Below are 26,266 nucleotides of genomic sequence, written 5' to 3' on the forward strand. Positions count from 1 at the left end.
CATGAGGCGGCGCATCCTTCCAGGCTTCAACTTGAGCCTCGGCTACTCGCTCACTTATCTCGGCCTGATCGTGTTGCTGCCGCTGGCGGCGCTGGCCTGGAAGGCCTCGGGACTGGGCATCGGCGGCCTGATCGATCTGCTGCGGGTGCCGCGCACGCTGGCGGCGCTGAAACTGAGTTTCGGTGGCGCCACGCTGGCGGCGGCGATCAACGTGGTGGTCGGCCTGCTGGTGGCGTGGGTGCTGGTGCGCTACCGCTTTCCCGGGCGGCGCCTGTTCGACGCCGCGGTCGACCTGCCCTTCGCATTGCCGACGGCCGTGGCCGGCATCGCGCTGACCGCGCTGTACGCGCCCAATGGCTGGATCGGGCAGTGGCTCGCCGCGCTCGGCCTCAAGGTGGCCTATACGCCGTGGGGTGTGCTGGTGGCGATGGTGTTCGTCGGCTTCCCGTTCGTGGTGCGCACGCTGCAGCCGGTGCTGGAGACGCTGGAGCACGACGTGGAGGAAGCGGCCGAGACGCTGGGCGCGCGGCGCTGGCAGATCTTCCTCAAGGTGATCCTGCCGATGCTGGTGCCGACGTTGCTGACCGGCTTCGCGCTGGCGCTGGCCCGCGCGGTGGGCGAGTACGGCTCGGTCATCTTCATCGCGGGCAACATCCCGATGAAATCGGAAATCGCGCCGCTGCTGATCGTGCAGAGCCTGGAGCAGTTCGACTACGCCGGTGCGGCGGCGCTGGGCGTGGCCATGCTGGCCTTTTCCTTCGTGCTGCTGCTGCTGATCACGCTGCTGCAGCGCTGGAGCCATCGCTGGGCGGCGGTGGCGCCATGAGCCGGCGGCCTTCGCGTTCGTTCGGTTGGCCGCGCCTGCTCGGGCGGGCCCTGCTCACGCTCGCCGCGGTGGCGTTCCTGACCGTGTTCCTGCTGCTGCCGCTGACGGCGGTGTTCGTCGAGGCCTTCCGCCAGGGCGCGGGCGCCTTCTTCGACGCGATCGGCCAGGACGAGGCGCGCTCGGCGATCTGGCTGACCGTGCTGGTGGCGGCGATCGCCGTGCCGGTGAACCTGGTGTTCGGCATTGCCGCGGCCTGGGTGATGGCGCGCTTCGAGTTCCGCGGCAAGTCACTGCTCGGCGCGTTCATCGACCTGCCCTTCTCGGTCTCGCCGGTGATTTCCGGCCTTGTCTACGTCTTGCTGTTCGGCGCGCAGGGCTGGTTCGGTCCGTGGCTGGAGGCGCATGGCGTGAGCATCATCTTCGCCGTGCCAGGCCTGGTGCTGGCGACGATGTTCATCACCCTGCCGTTCGTGGCGCGCGAGCTGATCCCGCTGATGCAGGCGCAGGGCAACGAGGAAGAGGAAGCGGCCCGCGTGCTCGGCGCCAACGGCTGGCAGATGTTCTTCCGCGTGACGCTGCCCAACATCCGCTGGGCGCTGCTCTACGGCGTGCTGCTGTGCAATGCGCGCGCGATGGGCGAGTTCGGCGCGGTGTCGGTGGTGTCCGGGCACATCCGCGGGCTGACCACGACCATCCCGCTCGAAGTGGAGATGCGCTACAACGAGTACGACTACGTCGGTGCCTTCGCGGTGGCCTCGCTGCTGGCCTTGCTGGCGCTGGTGACGCTGGCGATCAAGACCGCGCTCGAATGGCGCTATGGCGACGAGATCGCCTCGCACGCGCCGGGTGGGCGGTGATGTCGCCTTTCATCGCGCGCATGCAGATGGCGGTCGCGCACAGGTGCGCTCCTGCAGAGGCATGCGTGGGCGCGGCCCCCTGTAGGAACGCACGTGTGCGCGACCCCGGCCCCCACGCTCGCCATCGGCTCCCAACGCGCGCTCCACACCCCTGGATGGACTCCCTGCACCCCGGAGACGACGCATGACCCTCGAACTGACCCGCCTCAACCGCCGCTTCTCCGATTACCCGGCGCTCAACGACGTCAGCCTGTCGATCGCGCCGGGTGAGTTCCTGGCGCTGCTCGGCCCCTCCGGCTCGGGCAAGACCACGCTGCTGCGCATCCTCGCCGGGCTGGACTATCCGGAAAGCGGACAGGTGAATTTCAACGGCAAGGACTATCTGGCCGCCGCGCCACGCGAGCGCAACGTCGGGCTGGTGTTCCAGCACTACGCGCTGTTCCGCCACCTGACCGTGGCCGAGAACGTGGCCTTCGGCCTGCGCGTGCGGTCGCGGCGCACGCGTCCGAAGCGCCAGGAGATCGAAGCGCGCGTCGAACAATTGCTCAAGCGCGTGCAGCTTGACGGTTTCGGCAAGCGCTTCCCGTCGCAGTTGTCCGGTGGCCAGCGCCAGCGCGTGGCGCTGGCCCGCGCGCTGGCGGTGGAGCCGGACCTGCTGCTGCTCGACGAACCCTTCGGCGCGCTCGACGCGCAGGTGCGCGTGACGCTGCGCCGCTGGCTGCGCCGGCTGCACGAGGAGCTGGGCCTGACCACCGTGTTCGTCACCCACGACCAGGAGGAAGCACTGGAGCTGGCCGACCGCATCGCGGTGATGAACCGCGGGCGCATCGAGCAGGTCGGCACGCCGCGGGAGATCTACCAGCAACCGGCCACGCCGTTCGTGTGCGAGTTCATCGGCAAGGCGAACCGGTTGATCCTGCGCCGCGAGGGAGCGCGCTTCCTCGCCGGCGGCTGGATCTTCGCCGACGAGCCGTGGGCCGGCGAGCACACCCGGGCGACGGCCTACGTGCGCCCGGAACACCTGACCCTGTCGACCACGCCAGTACCCGGCGCGTGGCGCGCGCGCCTGCGCCATGTCTATCTCGCCGGCAGCGTGGCACACCTGGACCTGGACGTGGCCGCGCTGGACCAACCACTGGAAGCCGACATCGCCAGCGAAGACCTGGCGCGGATGGGATTGCAGGCCGGGGCGCAGCTGCATGTTTCGCCCAGCCACGCAGTGATCTTCCCGCTGGACCATGACGGCAAGCCGGTCGCCGAAGACCGCTGGCTCTGGCGGGCCGGCGTCGTGAGCCCGCCGGTCCGCCTGCCGATCAAGCGCTCAGAAGTTGAGCTGGGCGCGCATCGCGTAGATGGTGGGATCCAGCGGTAGGTTGCCGCGGTCGCTGAAGGCGCGGATCACGTTGGCCTGCAGCTTGAAGTGGGTGTTGATGTACCAGTTCAGGCCCAGCGTCCAGTCGTGTTCGCGCCCGCCCATCACCGCACCGTCGTCCAGGTCGAGGGTGGCGTAGCGCAGCGCCAGCTCGAGCGCGCCCCAGGGATGCTGCGGCGTGAGGCCGGCGACCGAGCCGGTCTTGTAGCCGCGCGATTCGCCGGTCAGCGCCCAGGTGCCGAACACGTAGTAGCCGCGGGCGTGGAAGTCGCGCAGGCCGGGGCGGATCGCCTGCATCGCCAGGTATTCGCCCTGCAGCAGCATCGGGCCGTGGATCCAGGCCGCTTCCAGGCCCTGGCGATCGAGCCGGTCGACGCCCAGCAGCGTGCCGGTGTCGACCAGGCGCACCGGCGTCAGGTTCACCTCCGGGCGCGCGCGGATGCGGCCGGTGCGGTCGTCACGCAACTCGCGCGAGGCGGTCAGGCCCAGGTGCACGACCTCGCCCTGCTCCTGCACCGGGTTGTATACGACGCGGCCGGCGAAGGTTTCGCCGGCGGCATCGTCATTGAGATCGTGGCGCGTGAAGAACCCCACCTGCAGCAACCAGTGCGGGATGCCCTGGTAGAACCAGTCCACGCCGACACGTCGGCCTTCGTGCACCGCCTGCTCGGGCAGGCTGCGCTCCATGAAGGTCACGTTGCTGGTGGAGGTGTTGCCGTCCTCCCAGCCCACCGGCGTCTTGAACTGGCCGAGGCGGAAGCGGCCCGCCCTGGTTTCCAGCCCGATGTAGTTGTCGACCCAGCTGTTGGACTGGAAGTCGTAGCCGGCGTTGATCGTGAAGACGCCCTTTTTCTCGACGTAGAGATTGAACTCCTGTCGTCGCCAGGTGTGCGCGTCGTCGAACCGGTCGCTACCGTCGGGCATGCGATCGTCGGTGAACTGGTTGAGGTCGTACTGCAGCAGGCCCTTCAGGCCGGCGTTGACGCCGTTGCCCAGCTCCACGCTGGTGGGCCAGGAGTCCGGATCGCCCGCGAGCGCCGGTTGGACCAGCCCGCAGGCCAGGGCGGCGGCGGCCAGGATACGTAGACGCATGATCGCTCCCATCGATAGCGAAACCCCTGCTTCGGAAGCAGGAATAACAGGGCGCTGGTTAGCCGTTCATCCACCTGGCGTTCCGCACCGGTGATACGTGCGGTTAACGAAAAACGAAACCGGCGCCAGCAAGGCCGGCATTGTCCCACGCCGCCGGCGGAACGCGTAGACACGGCAACCGCACGGGTGGCGGGAACGCTATAAGCTCTCCAACCTCATCCATGCCTGCAGGGGAACCCAAGCATGCGCCATACGCTTCTCGCCTTCACGCTCGCCAGCCTCCTCGCCCTGCCCGCGCTGGCCGACGAAGCCAAGCCCACGCCGACCACGAAGGAACTGCTGGCCCAGTCCCGGCCGCAGGAATGGCGCACGCCCGACCCGTCCAACCTGCTCGACATGAAGCTGCCCGGCGGGCACGTGCTGATCGAGCTGGCGCCGGACTTCAGCCCGCTGCACGCAGCCAACATCCGCACGATGGCGCACGAGCATTACTTCGACGGCCTGGCGATCGTGCGCGTGCAGGACAACTTCGTCACCCAATGGGACGACCCGGCCGCGGACGACGAGGACAAGGCCCGCATCAAGCCGCTCGGTACGGCAAAGAAGACCCTGCCGCCGGAGTTCACCCGCGCGATCGATGCAAAGCTCGAATGGACGCCGCTGCCTGATGGCGACGTCTATGCGCCGCAGGTGGGCTTCTCCGAGGGCTTCCCCGTGGCGCGCGATCCGGCGTCCGGCCGCGAGTGGATCGCGCATTGCTACGGCACGGTCGGCGTGGCGCGCGACGTAGGGCCGGAAACCGGCAACGGCAGCGCGCTCTACGCGATCATCGGACAGGCCCCGCGCGGACTGGACCGCAACCTGGCGGTCGCCGGCCGCGTCATCGACGGCATGGAGCTGCTTTCGGCCCTGCCCCGCGGACCGGCGCCGATGGGTTTCTATACGGACAAATCGCAGCGCGTGAAGATCGAATCCCTGCACCTGGCGGCGGACATGCCCAAGGCGGAGCGGCCGAAGATCGAGGTGCTGCGTACGGACAGCCCCACCTTTGCCAGGCTGGTCGAGGCCAAGCGCAACCGGCGCGATGCGTTCTATACGAACCCGGCCGGCGCGATCGACCTGTGCAGCATCGGCATACCGTCGCGCAAGCCGGAATGACGGCCGGCAACGGAGCCACCACGCCGGCGCATACGTTCGCCCACTTCCTGACCTTCCCGTGGGACATTGTCGTGGGCAACGTCACCCCCGGGGGCGATGGGCTTCATTCCTGACAGCGGTCACTTGTCGCATTCGTGTTTGCCTGTCCCGTGCGCCGGCGACGCTTGCGGGTAACCGTCTTGCTGACCCTAGAATGCCGGCTTCCCCCCACGCGAATTCCCCATGCAAGCCATCAGCAAGGCCCGCCTGCAGATCCACTTCTGCGTGGTGCTGTGGGGTTTCACCGCGATCCTGGGCAAGCTGATCACGCTGCCGGCAGCCTCGCTGGTGTGGTGGCGCATGCTGCTGGTGACCCTTGCACTGGTGGCCACGCCGCGGGTCTGGCGTGGATTGAAGGCGATGCCGGCCCGGCTGCGCTGGGCCTATGCCGGCATCGGCGTGCTGGTGTCGCTGCACTGGCTCACCTTCTATGCGGCGATCAAGCTCTCCAACGCTTCGGTGGGTGCGACCTGCATCGCGCTGGGGCCGGTGTTCCTGGCCTTCGTGGAACCGTGGATCGCGCGCCGGCGCTTCGATCCGCGCGAACTGCTGCTCGGGGTCGCTGTGGTGCCGGGCGTGGCCATGGTGGTCGGCGGCGTGCCGGTCGCGATGCGCCTGGGGCTCGTGGTGGGCACCGCTTCGGCGCTGCTGGTGGCGCTGTTCAGCGCGTGCAACAAGCGATTGGTCGAACACGGCGACCCGCTTACCGTGACCTGCATGGAACTGGGTACCGGCACGCTGTTCCTCGGCCTGCTCGCGCCGCTGCTGCCGCATGCCGGCAACGCCTTCGTGCTGCCCGGCCTGCATGATGCCGTCCTGCTGGTACTGCTGGCCTTCGGCTGCACGCTGCTGCCGTTCGCACTGGCGCTGGTGGCGCTGCGCCACCTGAGCGCGTTCGGCACGCAGATGGTGACCAACCTGGAACCGGTGTACGCCATCGTGCTGGCCGTGGTGCTGCTGGGCGAACAGCGCGAGCTGGCCTGGCCGTTCTACCTGGGCGTGGCGGTGATCCTGGCCGCGGTGTTCGTGCATCCCTGGCTGAGCCGCCGCAAGGAGCCGGCGCAGCCGGAGCTGCTGGGCGTGAGCGAGTCCCACAACACCGCCGAGTGAGTCAGCCTGCAGGAGCGCACCCTGTGCGCGACCAGGCGACCGAATTGGAGGCCTACGTCGCGCATAGGGTGTGCTCCTGCAGGTAGAGGGACGAGCCGGCCTCTATACTTCGGCCATGAATTACCGCCACGCCTATCACGCCGGCAATTTCGCCGATGTCCTCAAGCACGTCGTGCTGTCCGCGCTGATCGACGCGCTCAAGGCCAAGCCCACGCCGTTCGCCGTGATCGACACCCATGCGGGCAGCGGCTGCTACGCGCTCGAGGGCAAGGAGGCGGAGAAGACCGGCGAGTGGCGCGAAGGCGTGGGCCGGCTGCTGTTCCCGGACGTCGGCCCGCACGCGAGCAGCGGTGGCCCGCTGCCGCCGCTGCTGCGGCACTGGCTGGACGGCCTGCTGTCCATGCCCGGCAACGAGCATGGCCTGAAGCTCTACCCCGGCTCGCCGTTGCAGGCGGCGATGGCCATGCGCCAGGGCGACAGCGCCCAACTGTGCGAGCTCCAGCCGGAGGAAGTGTCGCGCCTGCGCGAGCTGTTCCATGGCGACAAGCGCATGCACGTGCACCAGCGCGACGGCTACGAGGCGCTCAAGGCGTTGCTGCCGCCGCAGGAGAAACGCGGCCTGGTGCTGATCGACCCGCCGTACGAGGCGCAGGAGGCCGAGTACCGGCTGATCGAGCAGGCGCTCAAGGGGGCACTCGCGCGCTGGCCTACCGGTGTCTATGCCGTGTGGTACCCGATCAAGCTGCGCAGCCAGGTGCAGCCGTTCCTGCGCTGGCTCGGCCACTGCGGCGCCCGCCGCGTGCTGCGCGCGGAGCTGCTGGTGCATCCGGACGACTCGCCGTTGCGCCTGAACGGCTCAGGCATGGTCATCCTCAACGCGCCGTGGAAGCTGGACGAGGCGCTGCGCGAGCCGCTGCGCGCACTGTCCCGGCTGCTGGCGCAGGGGCGTCCGGCCGAATGGCGGCTGGACTGGCTGCTCGAGGAAGGTGCCGCGCCGCCGCCCTCGCCGCTACCGCGTTCACACGGCCGCCGCTAAGCTCGCTCCGGACCGCGGCGGCATCGCGCCGCGCCCTTTTTTCGCCAAGGTCAGGAGCCCGCCATGCGCATCCGCCTCGCTTCGATCACGTTCCGCTCGCTCGTGCCCGCCACGCTGCTGATGCTCGCCGCGTGCGCCCCCGCGCCGATCTACAAGCCCGCCGCCGACGCGGTGACCGCCGCGCCGTACCAGGTCGCGCAATCACCCGAACAGTTCGCCAGCAAACAGGTGATCTGGGGCGGCCGCATCGTCGGCGTGACCAACCTCGCCGACCATAGCGAGGTGGAAATCCTCGCCTACCCGCTGGACAAGTCACAGCGGCCGCAGGCCAACGACAGCGGCAATGGCCGGTTCATCGCGGTCATGCCGGGCTACGTCGAATCGCTCGACTATCCCTCCGGCGCGCTGATCACGGTCAACGGTGAACTCAACGGCAGCCGCGCGGGCAAGGTCGGCCAGGCGGGTTACGTCTTCCCGCTGGTGCAGGTGAACCAGTCGCACGTGTGGACCGCCGACGAGATGAACAAGGGCAAGAACAACGTGCACTTCGGCGTGGGCGTGGGCGTCGGGATCCGCTGAGGCAACCGCCCGGGACGAACGGCGGGGACGGCAGTTCGCCCCACCCGGCGCCTGCCCTTAAACTGACCGGCCACCCGCAGGAACCTACGCATGTCCGGCCACGCCAATTCGCTCAAGGCGATCTTCCTCGCGCTCGGCGCCAACTTCGCCATCTTCGTGGCCAAGCTGGTCGCCGCCTTCCTGACCGGCTCGGGGGCGATGCTGGCCGAAGCGGTGCACTCGCTGGCCGACTGCGGCAACCAGGGCCTGTTGCTGCTGGGCATGCGCCAGGCGAAGAAGCCGCCGTCGGACGAATACCCGCTGGGTTGGGGCCGCGCGCTGTACTTCTGGTCGTTCCTGGTGGCGATCCTGCTGTTCAGCGTCGGCGGCATGTTTTCGGTCTACGAGGGCGTGCACAAACTCAGCCATCCGGAACCGCTCAAGTGGCCCTGGCTGGCGCTCGGCGTGCTGGTGTTCGGCATCGTCGCCGAGGGCATCTCCATGCGCGGCTGCATGCAGGAGGTCAACAAGGCGCGCGGCGATCAGGGTCTGTGGACCTGGTTCCGCGAGACCCGCTCCAGCGAGCTGCTGGTGATTTTCGGCGAGGACCTCGCGGCACTGATCGGCCTGTGCCTGGCCGCGCTGGCCGTGGGCGCCACCATGCTCACCGGCAACCTGCTGTTCGACGCCATGGGTACGATCGCGATCGGCGTGCTGCTGGTGGTGGTGGCCGTGGCGCTGGCGGTCGAGGTCAAAGCCCTGCTGATCGGCCAGGGCGTGGAGCCGCGCCGGCGCACCGAGCTGATGTCCTTCCTGGAAAACCGCCCGGAAGTGGCCAAGGTGCTCAACCTGATCACGCTGCAGATGGGCGCCGACGTGATGGTGTCGGTCAAGGCGAAGATGGAGGCGTGCGCCAGCGATCGCGCGATGATCGAGGCGATCAACACCGTGGAGCGGGCGATGAAGGCGCAGTTTCCCGACATCCGCTGGAGCTTCTTCGAGCCGGATCTGGTCGACTAAACCTGACCCTGCTTCGCTCCGGCCTGGGAGAATCGAGGCGGGGCTCGGGAATGACTCCTTGCGATCGCTTCCTCTCCTCTCCGGAGGAGAGATTGAGGTGAGGGCTTGGGTATGGCTCTTTGCATTCGCTTCCTCTCCCCTCCGGGGAGAGGATTGAGGTGAGGGGCCGGGGCTCGCGGGGAGTTCCACCAGAGCCACGCTTCGATCGACTCCCAACGCAAGAGTGTCCCCTCACCCCAACCCTTTCCCCGGCGGGGAGAGGGAGCAAAGCCTCGCTGCGACCTGCTCATGCCGCGAGACCGACCCCTCACCCAACCGCTCCCCGGCGGGGAGAAGGAGCAAAGCCTCGCTGCGACTCGCGCTTGCCGCGAGCTCGGCCCCTCACCCCAATCCTCTCCCCGGCGGGGAGAGGGAGCAAAGCCGCGCTTCGGACCGCGCATGCCGCGAGATCGACCCCAACCCCAACCCTCTCCCCGCTGAGGAGAGGAGCAATGGCGCGCTTTGACCCATCGCTGTCGCAAGACTGTCGCCTCGCCCCAGCCCTCTCCCCGACAGCGGAGGGACAGGCCGCAGCTCCGTCCAAAGGCGTTTGCCGGCGTAGAATGAACCGCCCCATCCGCGATACAGCCCCATGATCCTCACCCCCCGCCTGATCGTCCTGCTGCTGCTCCTGCTGTTCGCCGGCTGCGTGCTGCTGGTGCACCTGCGCGGACGGGCGCGGCTGCGCTTCGATCGCCAGCTGGTCGACCATTCGGCGATCTTCGCGCCGTACAACCTGCTGATGTACGCCTTCTCGGCGGTACCGGCGCGGCCGATCCTGGACCGCCGCGGCTTCCCGCAGCTGGACCTGCTGCAGGCCAACTGGCAGACCATCCGCGAGGAGGCCCTGCGCCTGTTCGACGAGGGCCACATCCGCGCTGCCGAAAAGCACAACGACGCCAGCTTCAACAGTTTCTTCAAGCAGGGCTGGAAGCGCTTCTACCTCAAGTGGTACGGCGAACCACTCGCCTCGGCCGAAGCGCTGTGCCCGAAGACGGTGGAGCTGCTCAACGCCATCCCGAGCATCAAGGCGGCGATGTTCGCCACGCTGGCGCCGCACAGCAAGCTCAACCCGCACCGCGATCCGTTCGCCGGTTCCCTGCGCTACCACCTCGGGCTGATCACCCCGAACTCGCGCGACTGCCGGATCTTCGTCGATGGCGAGGAACACGCCTGGGGCGACGGCAAGGACGTGGTGTTCGACGAAACCTACGTGCACTGGGTCGAGAACAAGACCGACCAGACCCGCGTGATCCTGTTCGCCGACGTCGAGCGCCCGCTGCGCACGCGCTGGATGGGCGCGATCAACCATCGCGTGGGCGCATTCATGGGCAAGATCACCGCTTCGCCGAACGCGGACAACGGCGTGGAGAAGGTCGGTTTCGTCAATCGCATGTTCGCGCTCAACCAGCGCAGCCGTGAGCGCAGCAAGGCGTTGAAGCGCCGGCATCCGAAGCTGTTTCGCACGCTCAAGTACGCCGGCATCGTGCTGCTGATGTGGCTGGTGTTCCTGGCGCCCTGGCCGCTGGTGCGCTGAACCGGTCACGTTCCGCCCAGGTCGCGCGTCCTGGCCGTATCCCACCGGAGATCTCCATGGATACCCAGACCGCCCTGTTCCAGCAACACCGTCCGCGCCTGTTCGGGTTGGCCTACCGCATGCTCGGCTCGCCGAGCGACGCGGAGGACGTACTGCACGATGCCTGGCTGCGCTGGCACGCGCAGGACACCACCGTCCTGGACGACCCGGAAGCGTGGCTGGTCACGGTCACCACACGCCTGGCGCTGGACCGCCTGCGCCGCGCCAAGACCGAGCGCGAGCACTACACCGGCCCGTGGTTGCCCGAGCCGCTGGTGGCCGATGCCGACCACCCGGAGGCCGAGCTCGAGCGCGGCGAGACGCTCACCCTGTCGTTCCTGCTGCTGCTCGAACGGCTGAGCCCGGAGGAGCGCGCGGCCTTCCTGCTCTACGAGGTGTTCGACTACAGCCACGCCGAGGTTGCCGCCATTCTTGGCATCGCCGAGGACGCCTGCCGCCAGCGCGTGCACCGCGCGAAGACGCGCCTGCGCGAGGGACGGCCCCGCTTCAGCGTGGATGCCCCGACCAAGCAGCGCATGCTGCAGCGCTTCATGACGGCCATGAAGACGCCGGACCTCGAATCGCTGCGCGCGCTGTTCGCCGAGGATGCGATCTCCATCGCCGACGGCGGCGGCGTCGTGCGCGCGGTACTGCGTCCCCTGCAGGGCGCCGACCGGCTGGCCCGTCTCTACATGCAGATCGGCACCCGCTTCTATTCCCACCCCGAAGTGCACTTCTCCGTCGCCACGCTCAATGGCGAGCCCGTACTGCTGGCCTGGGCCCAGGAGACGCTGGTCAGCGCGACCTGGATCGAGTGCGAGGGCGATCGCATCACCGCCACGCTCGCCCTGCGCCACCCGGCAAAGCTGGCGCGCCTGGCGGCGGTCACGAAAAGCCGGCTCCCCGCGTCCTTGCATTGAACGGCCCACTCCGGGCCGATTTCCAGCCAAGGAGCTTTCCATGTCCCGTTTCGCCATCCAACGCCACTACAAGTCGATGATGCCGCTGGTCCAGCTCGGCAAACAGGTCCACGACGCCGGTCGCCTCGAGGCCCGCCTGATCGACCTGGTGCTCATGCGCGTGTCGCAGATCAACGGCTGCGCCTACTGCCTGGACATGCACAGCAAGGACGCCCGCGCCGCGGGCGAAACCGAGCAACGCCTGTACGTCCTGCCGGCCTGGCGCGAGACCACCCTGTTCAGCGAGCGCGAGCGCATCGCCCTGGCCTGGGCGGAGGAACTGACCGAACTGAACTCGCACGACGCGGTCTCCGACGCGCTCTACGAGCAGGCCCGCCAGCAGTTCGACGAAGACGCGCTGGTCGACCTCACGCTGCTGGTGGTGACGATCAACAGCTGGAACCGCATCAATATCGCCGCGCGTACGATTGGCGGCAGCCACAAGCCCGGGATGCACTGAGCACGCTGCGCTTCCGGCCCCTTCCCCGCGTCGCGGAGGAGGGCTAGCACCCAGGCGTCACGGTCCTGGCAATCACGTCCGCAATCCCCCGACCCAGCGCCACTCCATTCCGAGCCTTCCCCCGCCCGCGGGGGAAGGTGCCGACAGGCGGATGGGGCAACCGGAGCGAGCGACCTGCCTTTCGCGTGAACCCGGAAACCGCGATCGATGCCCAGGCGGCCAAACTCCCGTGTCACGACCCAGCCATACCATCGCGAGCCCCGAGCGCCCCCGTGGTCACCAGCCTTGTGGTAGCGCAAAAGCTCCGGCCGATCACCCCGCCGCCGAAGCGCGCGTCGCGCGCGAGCCGAGCTTGCCCAGAGACGCGGCCATGGCTTGCTGCGCGGCGCGAACCTCGGCGGCGAGGTCGCGCTGGTGCGCGACGTCCAGTGCGACGGCCAGTTCGGTCAGCGCGCTGTCGAGCTCGACCGTCAACACGTGCTCGCCCAGTGCCGACAGGCTGCTGCGGATCAGCCGTTGCGCCCGCGGCTGCTGCTCGGGCGGCAACCGGCCGAACATCAACACGAAGGTGCGCACGAACGAGGCCATGGTCTGCGGCTGCATCGATTCGGACGCGACCACCGCCAGTATCTCGAACGTGTCGAGCAGTTTGGCGAACACATTGTCCTCGTAGACGACCGGCACCTCAGATGGACGCTGCTCGTGCGCCTGGTGCGTTCCGGCCGTTTCGGCCGACCAGCGCGCCATCAGGTCGCGCAAGGTGTGCAGGACCATCCGGCCAGGCGCCGGGTTGGACTTGGCGGTCGAAACCGACGTCCAGCCGATCACCGCCAGCTGATCGATGCCGTAGGCCGGGTCGCCGTCCAGATCGCGCTGCTGTTCAAGCCGGATGGCATTGCGCACGGCGTCGACCAGGCCTGCTGGCGCGCGCTCCGTGGTCGTGCGGATGGTCGCCAGCATGTCCTCGAAGGCGACGTAGTGGCCGATCGCGATCGCCAGGACAACCTCCGCCTCGGGCGTCTCGTCGAGCGCCGCCGCCATCGCGTCCAGGTCCACCTGCACCACGTAACCGTGCTCGGCCGCGTGCACGGGCGTGGACAATGACGCCGCAGCGGACGCCTTTCGCCGTGTGCGCCGGAGGAACTCGTGCTGGGCGAGGCGCGCACGCAGGATGTGGTCGTGGATCGACTCGATGACCACCACCGGACGCATCTGGTTGATGGTGGTGTAGAGCAGCACGATGATCAGCGACATCGCCACGAAGGTAAGCACCAGTGCCACGGTCGCGCCGAATACCGGGTTGTAGGGCCGGTTGACGGTAGCCAGGATCAGCAGCATGTAGACCGCCAGCCCCACGAAAAAGCCGAAGTAGACCTGGTTCAACCGGCGCCGCAGGAACTGATCGTAGACCACCGGGGTGAGCGCACCGGCCGCCTGTTGCACGGCCAGCAGCAACAGCGAAAAAGTGATCGAGGTGACGGTGATGATGCTGCCGGCGATGGTCGACAGCAGCGAGGCGGTGGCCTCGGCGTCACGGAACAGCACCACGCGGATCGTGGTGCGCACCGGCTCGAGCCAGGCCAGGCGTGCCGAATCGAGCGCCGAAGTGACGGCAGCTAGCAGCAGGAAGCCGACGATGAGCAGGCTTGGCAGGCCCAGGAATTCGACGAACGCGCGGCGGACGGTTTCCCAGGATTTCTTCAGCGGGCTTTCGCCCTCGCGGGCGCGGCGTTGGGGGTCTGTCATGCGGTGAGCTCCACGATCTCGGTTCCGCTTGCAGCCCGTGCAAGCGGCCCGCGCTTCGGCGCAGGCCGAAGCGCTTCAGAGATCAGAGCATTACCGGCGTGGCGCTGCCGTCCACGCGCCACCCGCCAGCCGCTATGGGTGCCTCAGGCAGCCAGACGGCGGGCGATCGCTTCGCCGAAGCTGGCGGTGTTGCCCTTGCCGCCCAGGTCCGGCGTGACGTGGTCATGGTCGTTGGCCATGGCCTCGCGAATGCCGATGCGCAGCCGGGTGCCCTTGTCGACCATGCCCAGGTGGTCGAGCATGTCGGCTGCGGCCAGCAGCAGCGCGCAGGGGTTGGCGATGCCCTTGCCGGCGATGTCCGGCGCCGAGCCGTGCACGGCCTCGAAGATCGCCGCGTGCTCGCCGATGTTGTCGCCCGGCGCCAGGCCCAGGCCGCCGACCAGGCCGGCGCACAGGTCCGACAGGATGTCGCCGAACAGGTTGGTGGTCACGATCACGTCGAACTGCTCGGGACGCATCACCAGCTGCATGCAGGTGTTGTCCACGATCATCTCGTTGAACTCGATCTGCGGGTATTCCTTGGCGATCTCGCGCGCCACGTTGAGGAACATGCCCGAGGCCGTCTTGATGATGTTGGCCTTGTGCACGGCCGTGACCTTCTTGCGGCCCTTCTTGACCGCCATCTCGAAGGCGTAGCGGACGATGCGGGCACAGCCCTTGCGCGTCACGCGGATCAGCGAGGTGGCGATCTCGCCATCCTCGGACACGCTCTGGCCTTCGGCCAGGTACGCGCCTTCGGTGTTCTCGCGCACCGTGATGATGTCGATGTTCTCGTAGCGCGCCTTCGTGCCGGGGAAGCTGGTCGCCGGACGGACGTTGGCGTACAGGTCGAAATGGCGACGCAGGGTGACGTTGATCGAGGTGAAGCCGCCGCCGATCGGCGTGGTGAGCGGGCCCTTCAACGCGACCCTGTGCTCGGCGATCTTGTCGAGGGTCGGCTTCGGCAACAGGTCGCCATGCTTCTCCAGCGCCACCATGCCGGCGTCGACGAAGTCGTAGCTCAGGCCGCAGTCCAGCGCGTCGAGCACGCGCAGGGTAGCGGTCATGATTTCAGGACCGATGCCGTCGCCCGGGATCACGGCGATGGTTTTGCTCATGGGAGACTCCTTGGGGACTGATCGCGGCCGCGCGGAGGGAAATGCGCGCGGCAAAGAAGCCCATTATCGCCGATGCGGCCCCGTGCCGGCAGCAGGCGGGGCGCGCCAGGGCGTTGCAAATCCTCGCATGCAGCGTTGCGGTTCATCGCACCGCGGGTGCGTAGGGTGGGCTTCAGCCCACCGCAACCGGCCGGAAAGGTAAGCCGAAGCCCACCGTGCTGGAACTAAGGGCGATCGACACTGGCGGCGCCTTGCAGCCGATCGGGAAATCCACGGCAACCGGGGGAGGTGGGCTGAAGCCCACCCTACTCAGGCCTGCGCGTGGTCTGTACAACCCTCGCCGGGTGCTTCGCCCTCTTCCAGCCGATCGAGGAAATCCACCGCGCGGCGCAGGTGCGGGATCACGATCGAACCGCCCACCACGAGGCCTACGCTGAAGGTCTCGAAGAATTCCTCGCGAGTGACGCCGGCCTCCTTGCACTGCGCCACGTGGTAGCTGATGCAATCGTCGCAGCGCAGCACCATCGAGGCGACCAGGCCGAGCAGCTCCTTGGTCTTCACGTCGAGCGCGCCCGGCTTGTAGGTCTGCGTGTCCAGCGCGAAGAAGCGCCGTACGACCTGGTTGTCCTCAGACAGGATGCGCTCGTTCATGCGCTGGCGGAACGCGGTGAATTCCGCCACGCGGTCCTTGCTCTTGTCGGCGTCGCTCATGCGGCCTCGCCCAGCAGTTGCTTGAGCCTGCCGCTGCGGTCGGCGGAAACCAGGTCGTCGTAGCCGCCGACGTGCTGGTCGTTGATGAAGATCTGCGGCACGGTACGGCGACCGCCGCTGCGCTGGAGCATCAGCTCGCGCTGGGCCGGGTCGGCATCCACGCGTACTTCGTTCCACTCCAGTCCCTTGGACTTGAGCAGGTTCTTGGCGGCCACGCAGTAGGGACACACGGCGGTGGAATAGACCTCGATCTTGGGCATGACGAACGCTCCGGAGAAACTTTGTAACCGGGCCTTCAAATGGGGCCCGGGCCGTCCGTTTGCAAGCAACGGACGATGAACCGACGCCCGCTACCGGCGGTCTGTCCTGATGTATTGTCGCCCACCTATGGCCATGGCACCACGACTCGCCCCCCGCCTGCTCACTGCGCTGGTCACCGCCTGCCTCGCCTTCGGCGCGGGCGCGCAGGAGGACATCCGGCTGCCGGACCTGGGCAGCTCGGCCGACGCGCTGATTTCCCCGCAGGACGCCCAGGACTATGGCGCCTCGATGCTGCGCGAGATGCGCTCGCTGGACATGGTGGTCGAAGACCCGCTGCTGGACGACTACCTCAACGACCTCGGCTACCGCCTGGTGGCCAGCAGCGACCGTCCGAAGGACCGCTTCACGTTTTTCGTGGTCAAGGACGAGGAGATCAACGCCTTTGCCGCGCCCGGCGGGTACATCGCCGTCAATGCCGGCCTGATCGCCATCACCCGCAGCGAAAGCGAGCTGGCCGGCGTGATCGCCCACGAAATCGGCCACATCACGCAGAACCACCTGCAACGCGCGTTCGAGGATTCGAAGAAGGATGCGCCGCTGATGGCGCTCGTGCTGCTCGGCGCCGTCGCCGCGGGCGCCGGCTCGCACAGTGGCGACTCGCCCATGGCGGTGCTGGCCGCCGGCCAGGGCCTGATCGCCCAGCGCTCGATCAATTTCACCCGCAAGGACGAGATCGAGGCCGATCGCGTAGGCATCCAGACGCTGGCCGATGCCGGCTTCGACCCGCGTGCCATGGCCAGCTTCTTCGAGCGCATGCAGGACACCCTCCGTGCGGGCTCCGGCGGCACCGACGTGCCCGCGCTGCTGCAGACCCACCCGGTGACGCTCGCGCGCATCAGCGACGCCAAGTCGCGCGCCGGCGCGCTGCTGGCCGCGCAGAAGCAGCGTCCGGGCGGCACCACGCTGGTGCGCGGCGACTGGGAGAAGACCACCGCGCCGATCGCCTACGTGAAGGACCCGACCGCGCTGCTCGCCGCCGCCCCGGCGAAGGACGGGCTGGATACCTACGCGTTGATGCGCGAGCGCACCCGGGTGCTGGCCGGCGACGCTTCCAAGCTGGTCCACTACTACGACGCGAGCTTCGGCACGGCCGGCTTCGACAGCCCCGCCAACCGCTACGGCTACGCGCTGGCGCTGACCCGCAGCGGCGCCGGCGCGCAGGCGATCGCACAGCTCAAGCCGCTGCTCGCCGCCCACCCGGACAACCTGATCCTCGACCTGGCGATGGCCGACGCGCAGCTGCAGGATGGCCAGCGCGCCGACGCCCTGGCGCGCTACGCCCGCCTCAACGCCCGCTCCCCGCGCAACCGCGCGGTGGCGCTGGCCTACGCCAAGGCGCTGACCGCCGGGGGCGACACCGCACAGGCGACGCTCGCCGCCTCCCTGCTGCGCCCGCTGCTGGAGAACGCCGACGAACCGGACATCTACCGCAGCTACGCCCGCGCCAGCGACAAGGCCGGCGACAGCGTACGCGCCGGCGAGGCCTATTCGGACGCCAGCTACCTCTCCGGCCGCCCGTTCGATGCCATGGAGCAGCTCAAGCGGCTGCTCAAGCGCGACGACCTGGACTATTACGCCCGCGCGCGCATCCAGGCGCGCATCGCCGACCTGACACCGCTGGTGCTGGAGCTGCGCAAGCGCAAGGTGCAGACGGTGGACAATCCGGACGGGCGGAGCCAGTAATCCGGGCGCCCCGCGAGGGCCACGCCCCGGCCTCGGATGAGGCCCCCATTCCGAGCCTTCCCCGCGAACGCGGGGGATGTGCCGAAGGCGGACGGGGGCGCTCCTGGCGGGAAAATCCGGAGGGCTGTCGCAAGTCTTCCCCCCATCCGCCCTGCCGGCACCTTCCCCTCGTGGAACGGGGAAGCAACCTCCCCGCCCGGTGTCATCCCCACGTAACATTCCCCCATTGCAATAAGCCCGTCACAGGCCAGGCGCAACCCGCGTGCACAAGCGCATCCTCATCGTCGAAGACGAAGCCTCGATCCGCGACATGGTCACCTTCGCCCTGCACAAGGCGGGGATGGAAGCCATGCAGGCCGCCGATGCCCGCGCAGCGCAGATTGCCATTGCCGAACAGGTGCCGGACCTGATCCTGCTGGACTGGATGCTGCCGGGCACCAGCGGGCTGGAGCTGGCGCGGCGGCTGCGCAAGGAAGAGCTCAGCCGCGAGATCCCGATCATCATGCTCACCGCGCGCGGCGAGGAAATGGACCGTGTGAACGGGCTGGAAGCGGGCGTCGACGACTACGTCGTCAAACCCTTCTCGACCCGGGAGCTGATCGCCCGCATCAAGGCGGTGCTGCGCCGCAGCCAGGGCGACGACGGTACCGGCATGGTGGAACTGGGCGGCCTGCGCATCGATGGCCCGGCGCATCGCGTCTTTGCGGGCGAGGAGCTGGTGCCGATCGGCCCTACCGAGTACCGCCTGCTGTACTTCTTCATGACCCATCCCGAGCGCGTCTACACCCGCGCCCAGCTGCTGGACCACGTCTGGGGCGGCAGCGTTTACGTCGAAGAGCGCACGGTCGACGTGCATATCCGCCGCCTGCGCAAGACGCTCGAACCCTGGCAACTGGACGGCATGGTGCAGACGGTGCGCGGTTCCGGCTACCGCTTCTCGGCCAGTACCTGATCCACCCGCCCTGCCCCGGACCCGACGCATGACCCGCGCACGCCGCCTCGCCATCACCCTGCACGACCTTCGCGACGCGGCCGACAGCCTGCCCGACGCGATCGTGTTGCTGGACGAAGCCTGGCGCGTGCGCTGGTTCAACCGCGCCGCCGAGACGCTGCTTGGCCTGCGCCGCGGCAAGGATCGCGGCGTGCTGCTCTCCGACCGCCTGCAGGGCAGCGACCTGGCTGCCTGGCTCCGGTCCGGCGCGCGGATGCCGCTGCACGACGTGCCCGCACCTGGCCGCGCCGAAGGCCATCTGGACGTCTCCGTGCAGCCGTTCGGTCGGCGCCAGCGGATGTTGCTGGGGCGCGACATCAGCCCGCTGACGCGGCTGGAGCAGATCCGCCGCGACTTCGTGGCCAACGTCTCGCACGAACTGCGCACCCCGCTGACCGTGATCCACGGCTATCTGGAGTTGCTCGACCCCGAGGACGTGCCCGAACTGGCCCCGGTACTCGGCGAGATGCGTGCGCAATCCAAGCGAATGGGCCAGATCGTGGAAGACCTGCTGACCCTCTCGCGCCTGGAAACGCAGGAGCACGTGGTCGACGAGCGCGTGCCGATGGCCGCGTTGCTCGCCACCCTGCGCAAGGAAGCCGAGGCACTGAGCCAGGGCCGGCACCAGGTGACGCTTGAGGCAGACCTGGACTGCGACCTGCTCGGCTCCCCCAGGGACCTGCACAGTGCGCTGTCCAACCTGGTCAGCAATGCCGTGCGCTACACCCCCAACGGCGGGCGCATCTCGATCCGCTGGCAGCGTACGGCCGAGGGCGCGGCCTATTCGGTCACCGACACCGGCTACGGCATCCCGGCCAGCCACCTGGCGCGACTGACCGAGCGCTTCTACCGCGTTTCCTCCAGCCGTTCGCGCGAGACCGGCGGTACCGGGCTGGGGCTGTCCATCGTCAAGCACGTGCTCAACCTGCATCAGGGGCGCCTGACCGTGGAGAGCACGCCGGGCCAGGGTTCCACGTTCGCCTGCCATTTCGGGCCCGAACGCCTGCTGCCGGCCGAACCGGGCCCCGTGTAGGAGCGCACCCGTGCGCGACCGCGGACCTCCCGGTCGCGCACGGGTGCGCTCCTACAGGGATCCGCGCGGCTGAAGGCCACCCGACCGTGTGACGGTGACCGGGTGTACTTGGCCCCCGCATCGTCCAGAATGGGTCCCCATGGCCCGCAAACTGCCGCAAACCGCCACTGCGATCGCCGACCTGTCCGCGCCGGAGCTGTACCTGAGCCGCGAGCTGGCCGCGCTGGAGTTCAACTTCCGCGTACTCGCCATGGCGCGCGATGCCCATGTGCCGCTGCTGGAACGGCTGCGTTACCTCAGCATCGTGGCGAACAACCTCGACGAGTTCTTCGAGGTGCGGGTGGCGATGCTCAAGCACCACCATGCCTATGGCTCGGCCGCGCCGGGGCCGGACGGGTTGTCCTCCGGCGAGTTGCTGACGCGCATCCGCGCGCGCGCCCTGGATCTGGTCACCGACCAGTACGCGACCTGGCAGGAACAGCTCCGCCCGCAACTGGATGCCGAGGGCATCCGCTTCCTCACGCGCCACCAGTGGACGCCGGTCCAGCGGCGCTGGCTGCAAGGCTATTTCGAACACGAGGTGCTGCCGGTGCTCTCGCCGCTGGGCCTGGACCCGGCGCATCCGTTCCCGCGCATCCTCAACAAGACGCTCAACATCGCCGTGGTGCTGCAGGGCCGCGACGCGTTCGGGCACGAGGGCCACATGGCGCTGGTGCGTGCGCCGCGCTCGCTGCCGCGCATCGTCAAGCTGCCCGCGGAAGTGGGCGGCGGCGGCGACAATTTCGTGTTCCTGGCCGAAATGCTGCAGGCCTTCGTCGACCTGATGTTCCCCGGCTTCAGGGTGGTCGGTTCCTATCAGTTCCGCGTCACCCGCAACAGCGAGCTGATCGTGGAAGAGGCCGAGGTTGAGAACCTCGCCCGCGCGCTCAGCGAGGAACTGCTCGGTCGCGGCTACGCGCGGCCGGTGCGGCTGGAGATCGCCAACGACTGCCCGAAGGCGATCACGGCGATGCTGGTCGCAAACTTCGAACTGGAGGAATCGGACGTCTACCGTTGCGACGGCCCGGTCAACATCATCCGCGCTGGCGGCATCTACGATCACGTCGACCGGCCGGAACTGAAGTTCCCGCGTTTCGTGCCCTGCCTGCCGGCGGCGATCGAACCGGGCACCAACCTGTTCGAGCTGATCGGCCAGCACGACGTGCTGCTGCACCACCCTTACGAAAGCTTCGCCGCGGTGGTCGACCTGCTGCGCCAGGCCGCGGCCGATCCGGCCGTGCTGGCGATCAAGCAGACGCTCTACCGCGCCGGCGAGGACACCCCGCTGGTCGACCTGCTGGTCGAGGCCGCGCGCAACGGCAAGGACGTCACCGTGGTGATCGAGCTGCGCGCACGCTTCGACGAGGAGGCCAACATCCGCCTGGCAACACGCTTGCAGGAGGCCGGCGTCCAGGTGGTCTACGGCGTCGTCGGCTACAAGACCCACGCCAAGATGATGCTGATCGTGCGCCGCGAGACCGACATGCTGCGCCGCTACGTGCACCTGTCCACCGGCAACTACCACCAGGCCAACAGCCGGATGTACACCGACATCGGGCTGATGACGGCCAACGCGGAGATCGGCGAGGACCTGCACAAGGTGTTCCAGCAGCTCTCGGGCCTGGGCTCGGTGATCAGCCTCAAGCGCCTGCTGCATTCGCCCTTCACCCTGTACAAGAGCGTGGTCGCCAAGATCGAACGCGAGACCGCCAACGCGCAGGCGGGCAAGCCCGCGCGCATCGTGGCCAAGCTCAACGCGCTCAACGAGTCGCATGTGATCGAGGCGCTCTACCGCGCCTCGCAGGCCGGCGTGGAGATCGACCTGATCGTGCGCGGGGCCTGCACGTTGCGCCCGGGCCTGCCGGGCATTTCCGAGCGCATCCGCGTGCGCTCGATCGTAGGCCGGTTCCTCGAGCACAGCCGCGTGTACTGGTTTGCCAACGACGGCCAGCCGGAAATCTACTGCGCCAGCGCCGACTGGATGGAACGCAACCTGATGCGCCGCATCGAGGTTGCCTTCCCGATCCTCGACCCGGTGCTGGCCGCGCGCGTGTTCGACGAGACACTGGCCAACGGCCTGGCCGACAACACCCAGGCCTGGCTGCTCGACAGCGACGGCCACTACACCCGCGCCACGCCCGGCGACCAGCCGCCGCACAGCGCGCAGCAGACACTGCTGGACAAGATCTGCGCATGAAGCCCGCACAGGCCTGCAGGAGCGCACCTGTGCGCGACCGCGATGCCCGGCCCGTCCAGGCCACCAGCACTGGCCGCCATGGCCGCCGCGCACGGGCGCGCGCCGGCAGCCTGACGGCCGCGTGGGCCTGGTCCTGCGTGGCAGAATGCCCGCTTCGCCTGCCTGGAACACCCGCGTGACCACCGAGCCCGTACCCATCAAGGATGGCGAGCTGATTGCAGCCGTCGACCTGGGTTCGAACAGCTTCCACATGGTGGTGGCGCGCATGGAGCACGGCGAACCACGCGTGATCGACCGCCTGCGCGACAGCGTGCGCCTGGCCGCCGGCCTGCGTTCGGACGGCACGCTCGATGCCGCCCACCGCGCCCGCGCACTGGCGAGCCTGGCGCGTTTCGGCCAGCGCATCGAAAGCCTGCCCTCGGCCAACGTGCGCGCGGTGGCTACCAACACCGTGCGGCGGCTGTCGTCACCGCACAACTTCCTGGGCGCGGCCGAAGACGCGCTGGGCCATCCCGTGGAGATCGTCTCCGGCCGCGAGGAAGGTCGGCTCATCTTCCTTGGCGTGGCACATGACCTGCCCGCCTCGCGCGAGCCGCGGCTGGTCATCGACGTGGGCGGCGGCAGTACCGAGTTCATCATCGGCCGCGGGCTCGCGCCGCTGCACACCGAGAGCGTACAGGCCGGCTGCATCGCCTCCACGCTGCGCTTCTTTCCCGGCGGCCGGCTTACGCCCAAGCGCTGGCAGCGCGCGCGCAGCGAAGTGGGCGTGCTGCTGCAGCAGTTCGCCGAGGATTTCCGCGAAGCCGGCTGGCAGGAGGCCTACGGCTCCTCCGGCAGCGCCAAGGCGGTCGACGCGGTGGTGCAGGCGATGGGCCTGACCGACGACGGCGTCACCCTGGAGGCCCTCGCCGAATTGCGCGAGGCCATCCTCGAACAGGGCCAGATGGACCTGCTGCGCCTGCCCGGCCTCACCGAAGAACGCGCGCCGGTGTTCGCCGGCGCGGTGGTGATCCTCGAGGCGGCGTTCGAAGCACTGGGCATCGGCCACATGCGCGTGTGCGAAAGCTCCATGCGCGAAGGCCTGCTGTGGGACCTGCTCGGTCGCGCCGGCGGCCGCGACCCGCGCACCGACAGCATCGACGCGCTGGCCAGCCGCTACGGCGTCGATCGCGCGCAGGCGCGGCGCGTGGAGCAGACGGCGCTGGGGCTGTTCGACCAGGTCGCGCGTCCGTGGAAGCTGGACGCCGAGGCGCGCGAGTGGCTCTCCTGGGCCGCCCGCGTGCACGAGATCGGACTGGCCATCGCGCACAGCCAGCATCATCACCACGGCGCCTACATCCTGCGCCACGCCGACCTGGCGGGTTTCTCGCGGCAGGAGCAGCAACTGCTCGCGGCGGTGATCGAGGCGCACCGGCGCAAGCCGGCCAAGGCACTGATCTCCGTACTGCCGCAGCGCTACCGCGCGCTGGCCCGGCACATCACCGCGCTGCTGCGGCTTTCCGTGCTGTTCCGCCGCGGACGCCGCGCCGAGTCGCTGCCGCCACTGAAGCTCAGCGCCACCAGCCACCGCCTGCGGCTGGCCATTCCGGCCAGCTGGCTCGACCAGCATCCGCTGACCGAGGCGGACCTGGAGCAGGAACAGGGGCCGATGGCGGAACTGGGTCTGACACTCGAAATCCAGCGCACCTGATGACTTCCTCTCACCTCCAGGGAGGAGATTGAGCTGAGGTCATGGAAACGGCTCTTTGCATTTGCCTCCTCTCCCCTCCGGGGAGAGGATTGAGGTGAGGGGCCGGGGGGGACATTCCGACGGAGCTGCGCTTCTGTCCAGTCTCTGCGCAAGAGCCGCCCCTCACCGCAGCGCTCTCCCCGGAGGGGAGAGGGAGCGCGCGCCCACGCAACGCCACCGCGTATCATGCGCAGGCAATCCACACAGGTTCCGCACGCATGCCCCGACTCCTGCTGGCCCTCCTGCTGTTCCTGCCCCTGGGCGTCGCCGCCCAGGCCGCGCCGCCGCCGGCGAGCACCAGCGCGACGCCCCCCGCGCCGGGGCCGAAGGTGCTGGTGCACACCAGCGTCGGCGACATCACGCTCGAACTGTTCCCGGACAAGGCGCCCAAGAGCGTGGCCAATTTCCTGCAGTACGTGCGCGAGGGCTTTTACGACGGCACCGTGTTCCATCGCGCCATCAACGGCTACCTGGTGCAGGGCGGCCTGTACACGCGCGACCTGCAACCCAAGCGCACCCATCCGGCGATCGCCAGCGAAGCGGACAACGGCCTGTCCAACCTGCGCGGTACCGTGGCGGTGGCGCGCGGTGCCGACCCGAACTCGGGCACGGCGCAGTTCTTCATCAACCTCGTCGACAACCGTCGCCTGGACTACGCCGGCAACCAGAGCGGGCTCACCTGGGGCTACGCGGTGTTCGGCCGGGTGGTCGAGGGCATGGACGTGGTCGACAAGATCGCCGGCCTTCCGACCCGCGGCCAGGGTCCGTTCGCCGCCGACGTGCCCTACCCGCTGCCGGTCATCCAGAGCGTACGCGTGATCGGCGAGGAGGCACCCGCCTCCGCCGCCAGCGCCAAGGCACCCGCCAAGGCTGCCAGCGTGGCCAAGCCGGCCGGCAAGAAGGGCGGCTGATGGCCAGCCTGTTCATCGCCGACCTGCACCTGGACGAAAGCCGCCCGCACATCACCGACCTGTTCGAGTCCTACCTGGCCAGCGACGAGGTGCGCCGGGCGGACGCGCTGTACATCCTGGGGGACCTGGTCGAGGCCTGGATCGGCGACGATGACGACGCGGAACTGCCCGACCGCATCGCCCGCGCCACGCGCGCCGTGCGTGAGTCGGGGCGGCCGGTGTACTTCATGCCCGGCAACCGCGACTTCCTGCTCGGCCAGGACTACGCCGACCGCGCCGGCCTGACCCTGCTCGAGGACGGCGTGGTGCACGACCTGCACGGCCACCCCACCCTGCTTATGCACGGCGACACGCTCTGCACGGACGACGTCGCCTACCAGGCGGTGCGTCGCCAGGTGCGCACGAGCGAATGGAAGGCCAACATCCTGGCGATGCCGCTGGAAGCGCGCCGGGCCTTCGCCGCCAAGGCCCGCGCCGACAGCCGCGCACACACCGGCGCCACCATGGAGTCGATCATGGACGTCAACGCCGAAGCGGTCGCCCAGGCGATGCGCGGCGCCGGCGTCAACCGCCTGATCCACGGCCACACGCACCGGCCGGCGGTCCATGAATTCACGCTCGACGGCCAGGCGGCACAGCGCATCGTGCTGGGCGACTGGTACGAGCAGGGTTCGGTGCTGCGCGTGGACGCCGGCGGCATCTCGCTGCGTGGCCTTCCGCTCTGATCGACCAGGCTCCCGCGAGTCTGGCGCGCCTGACTCCCTCTCCCCGCCCGACGGAGAGGGAGCAAAGGGCTTCGGCTACCATTGCCGTTTTCCGCCTTACATAAGGACCCCCCATGCAGCTCGATCAGGTCAAGGCCGTCATCACCGGCGGCGCCTCTGGACTCGGCCACGCGGTGGCGCAGCATCTCGTCGCGCAAGGCGCGAAGGTCGCGCTGTTCGACGTCAACGAGGAGAAGGGTCAGCAGGCCGCCCAGGCGCTGGGCGATGCCGCGCGCTTCTACCGCACCGACGTCACCTCCGAGGAAGGCGTGACCGCCAACGTCGCCGCCGCGCGCGAGGCAATGGGCGGACTCAACGTGGTGATGAACTGCGCCGGCATCCTTGGCGCCGGCCGCGTGCTGGGCAAGGAAGGTCCGATGGCGCTGTCGCAGTTCCAGGCCACCGTGATGGTCAACCTGGTCGGCAGCTTCAACGTGGCCAAGGCGGGTGCGGCACTGATGCAGTCCAACGAAGCCGGCGAGGACGGCGAGCGCGGCGTGATCATCAACACCGCCTCGGTGGCCGCCTACGAAGGCCAGATCGGCCAGGCCGCGTATTCCGCCTCCAAGGGCGGCGTGGTTGGCATGACGCTGCCGATGGCACGCGAGCTGGCCCGCTTCGGCATCCGCGTGGCGACCATCGCTCCGGGCATCTTCTGGACCCCGATGGTCGATGGCATGCCGCCGCAGGTACAGGAATCGCTCGGCGCCTCGATCCCGTTCCCCTCGCGCCTGGGCAAGCCCGAGGAATTCGCGCAGACGGTCGCGTTCATCCTGGGCAACCGCTACATCAACGGTGAAACCATCCGCCTCGACGGCGCAGTGCGGCTGCAGCCCAAATAGCCGTAAATGGTCAATCGGAAATCGCCAAACGCTTCCTCCG

Annotated in this window: 23 protein-coding genes and 1 pseudogene; 19 read left to right on the top strand and 5 right to left on the bottom strand. The window is 68.7% G+C overall.

Going from position 1 to position 26,266, the window contains the following annotated elements; all coding sequences use genetic code 11:
- Position 1: 1 nt before the first annotated feature.
- The 3 genes and pseudogenes from cysT to ACFWZU_RS11625 form a co-directional block, all read left to right on the top strand.
- On the top strand, positions 2–826 hold the full coding sequence (cysT, locus tag ACFWZU_RS11615) for a sulfate ABC transporter permease subunit CysT (RefSeq protein WP_439701674.1): 825 nt from the start codon (positions 2–4) through the stop codon (positions 824–826).
- Entirely contained in the window at positions 823–1,683 is an 861-nt protein-coding gene (cysW, locus tag ACFWZU_RS11620) for a sulfate ABC transporter permease subunit CysW (RefSeq protein ID WP_439701675.1), read from the top strand. The genes cysT and cysW overlap by 4 nt, the downstream gene beginning before the upstream one ends.
- A gap of 184 nt (positions 1,684–1,867) precedes the next feature.
- Positions 1,868–2,914: pseudogene (locus tag ACFWZU_RS11625) on the top strand (sulfate/molybdate ABC transporter ATP-binding protein); the annotation flags it as partial.
- A gap of 90 nt (positions 2,915–3,004) precedes the next feature.
- Here the strand turns inward: ACFWZU_RS11625 and ACFWZU_RS11630 are convergent.
- Positions 3,005–4,147 (bottom strand): OprO/OprP family phosphate-selective porin, encoded by a 1,143-nt coding sequence (locus tag ACFWZU_RS11630; RefSeq protein WP_209621388.1) that lies wholly within the window; start codon positions 4,145–4,147, stop codon positions 3,005–3,007.
- Between the two features lie 243 nt (positions 4,148–4,390).
- On the opposite strand from ACFWZU_RS11630, the gene ACFWZU_RS11635 reads away from it, so the two are divergent.
- The 8 genes from ACFWZU_RS11635 to ACFWZU_RS11670 all read left to right on the top strand — a co-directional run bounded on the left by ACFWZU_RS11635 (position 4,391) and on the right by ACFWZU_RS11670 (position 12,102).
- Positions 4,391–5,305 (top strand): peptidylprolyl isomerase, encoded by a 915-nt coding sequence (locus tag ACFWZU_RS11635; protein ID WP_439701676.1) that lies wholly within the window; start codon positions 4,391–4,393, stop codon positions 5,303–5,305.
- A gap of 222 nt (positions 5,306–5,527) precedes the next feature.
- On the top strand, positions 5,528–6,454 hold the full coding sequence (locus ACFWZU_RS11640) for an EamA family transporter (RefSeq protein ID WP_439701677.1): 927 nt from the start codon (positions 5,528–5,530) through the stop codon (positions 6,452–6,454).
- 115 nt (positions 6,455–6,569) lie between these two features.
- Complete coding sequence (locus tag ACFWZU_RS11645; protein ID WP_439701678.1) at positions 6,570–7,490, top strand: 23S rRNA (adenine(2030)-N(6))-methyltransferase RlmJ; 921 nt, start codon at positions 6,570–6,572, stop codon at positions 7,488–7,490.
- 63 nt (positions 7,491–7,553) lie between these two features.
- Positions 7,554–8,069, top strand: a complete 516-nt coding sequence (locus ACFWZU_RS11650; RefSeq protein WP_439701679.1) for a Slp family lipoprotein — start codon at positions 7,554–7,556, stop codon at positions 8,067–8,069.
- A 90-nt stretch (positions 8,070–8,159) separates the two neighbouring features.
- On the top strand, positions 8,160–9,068 hold the full coding sequence (locus tag ACFWZU_RS11655; protein ID WP_439701680.1) for a cation diffusion facilitator family transporter: 909 nt from the start codon (positions 8,160–8,162) through the stop codon (positions 9,066–9,068).
- Positions 9,069–9,717: 649 nt separating this feature from the next.
- Positions 9,718–10,644 carry an aspartyl/asparaginyl beta-hydroxylase domain-containing protein gene (locus tag ACFWZU_RS11660; protein ID WP_439701781.1) on the top strand — a complete coding sequence of 309 codons (927 nt, stop codon included), beginning with the start codon at positions 9,718–9,720 and terminating at the stop codon, positions 10,642–10,644.
- A gap of 56 nt (positions 10,645–10,700) precedes the next feature.
- On the top strand, positions 10,701–11,603 hold the full coding sequence (sigJ, locus tag ACFWZU_RS11665; protein WP_439701681.1) for an RNA polymerase sigma factor SigJ: 903 nt from the start codon (positions 10,701–10,703) through the stop codon (positions 11,601–11,603).
- A 40-nt stretch (positions 11,604–11,643) separates the two neighbouring features.
- Complete coding sequence (locus ACFWZU_RS11670) at positions 11,644–12,102, top strand: carboxymuconolactone decarboxylase family protein (protein ID WP_439701682.1); 459 nt, start codon at positions 11,644–11,646, stop codon at positions 12,100–12,102.
- A 312-nt stretch (positions 12,103–12,414) separates the two neighbouring features.
- Here ACFWZU_RS11670 and ACFWZU_RS11675 read toward each other — a convergent pair whose 3' ends face one another.
- From ACFWZU_RS11675 to grxC, 4 genes are all read right to left on the bottom strand, one after another.
- The gene (locus tag ACFWZU_RS11675; protein WP_439701683.1) at positions 12,415–13,848 is read right to left on the bottom strand and encodes a DUF2254 family protein; all 1,434 of its coding nucleotides are present in this window, start codon (positions 13,846–13,848) and stop codon (positions 12,415–12,417) included.
- Between the two features lie 143 nt (positions 13,849–13,991).
- Positions 13,992–15,005, bottom strand: coding sequence for an isocitrate dehydrogenase (locus tag ACFWZU_RS11680; RefSeq protein ID WP_439701684.1), 1,014 nt, complete (start codon positions 15,003–15,005; stop codon positions 13,992–13,994).
- Positions 15,006–15,314: 309 nt separating this feature from the next.
- Positions 15,315–15,716: a carboxymuconolactone decarboxylase family protein gene (locus tag ACFWZU_RS11685; protein ID WP_439701685.1), complete on the bottom strand. Its 402-nt coding sequence runs from the start codon at positions 15,714–15,716 to the stop codon at positions 15,315–15,317.
- A complete protein-coding gene (gene grxC / locus ACFWZU_RS11690; protein ID WP_439701686.1) occupies positions 15,713–15,976 on the bottom strand; it encodes a glutaredoxin 3 in 264 nt (87 codons plus the stop codon). The genes ACFWZU_RS11685 and grxC overlap by 4 nt, the downstream gene beginning before the upstream one ends.
- Before the next feature lie 127 nt (positions 15,977–16,103).
- On the opposite strand from grxC, the gene ACFWZU_RS11695 reads away from it, so the two are divergent.
- The 8 genes from ACFWZU_RS11695 (at position 16,104) to ACFWZU_RS11730 (ending at position 26,226) form a co-directional block, all read left to right on the top strand.
- Positions 16,104–17,720, top strand: coding sequence for a M48 family metalloprotease (locus ACFWZU_RS11695; protein WP_439701687.1), 1,617 nt, complete (start codon positions 16,104–16,106; stop codon positions 17,718–17,720).
- 262 nt (positions 17,721–17,982) lie between these two features.
- Positions 17,983–18,672 (top strand): phosphate regulon transcriptional regulator PhoB, encoded by a 690-nt coding sequence (gene phoB / locus ACFWZU_RS11700; protein WP_439701688.1) that lies wholly within the window; start codon positions 17,983–17,985, stop codon positions 18,670–18,672.
- A 28-nt stretch (positions 18,673–18,700) separates the two neighbouring features.
- Complete coding sequence (phoR, locus tag ACFWZU_RS11705) at positions 18,701–19,744, top strand: phosphate regulon sensor histidine kinase PhoR (RefSeq protein ID WP_439701689.1); 1,044 nt, start codon at positions 18,701–18,703, stop codon at positions 19,742–19,744.
- A 139-nt stretch (positions 19,745–19,883) separates the two neighbouring features.
- Positions 19,884–21,980, top strand: coding sequence for a polyphosphate kinase 1 (gene ppk1 / locus ACFWZU_RS11710; RefSeq protein ID WP_439701690.1), 2,097 nt, complete (start codon positions 19,884–19,886; stop codon positions 21,978–21,980).
- A 175-nt stretch (positions 21,981–22,155) separates the two neighbouring features.
- Entirely contained in the window at positions 22,156–23,670 is a 1,515-nt protein-coding gene (locus tag ACFWZU_RS11715; RefSeq protein ID WP_439701691.1) for a Ppx/GppA phosphatase family protein, read from the top strand.
- 257 nt (positions 23,671–23,927) lie between these two features.
- Positions 23,928–24,620, top strand: a complete 693-nt coding sequence (locus ACFWZU_RS11720; protein ID WP_439701692.1) for a peptidylprolyl isomerase — start codon at positions 23,928–23,930, stop codon at positions 24,618–24,620.
- Positions 24,620–25,345, top strand: coding sequence for a UDP-2,3-diacylglucosamine diphosphatase (lpxH, locus tag ACFWZU_RS11725; RefSeq protein WP_439701693.1), 726 nt, complete (start codon positions 24,620–24,622; stop codon positions 25,343–25,345). The genes ACFWZU_RS11720 and lpxH overlap by 1 nt, the downstream gene beginning before the upstream one ends.
- A gap of 113 nt (positions 25,346–25,458) precedes the next feature.
- Positions 25,459–26,226 (top strand): SDR family NAD(P)-dependent oxidoreductase, encoded by a 768-nt coding sequence (locus ACFWZU_RS11730; protein WP_439701694.1) that lies wholly within the window; start codon positions 25,459–25,461, stop codon positions 26,224–26,226.
- Positions 26,227–26,266 lie beyond the last annotated feature (40 nt).

It is taken from the genome of Frateuria sp. GZRR33 (genome assembly GCF_051900425.1).
Lineage (GTDB): Bacteria > Pseudomonadota > Gammaproteobacteria > Xanthomonadales > Rhodanobacteraceae > Frateuria_A.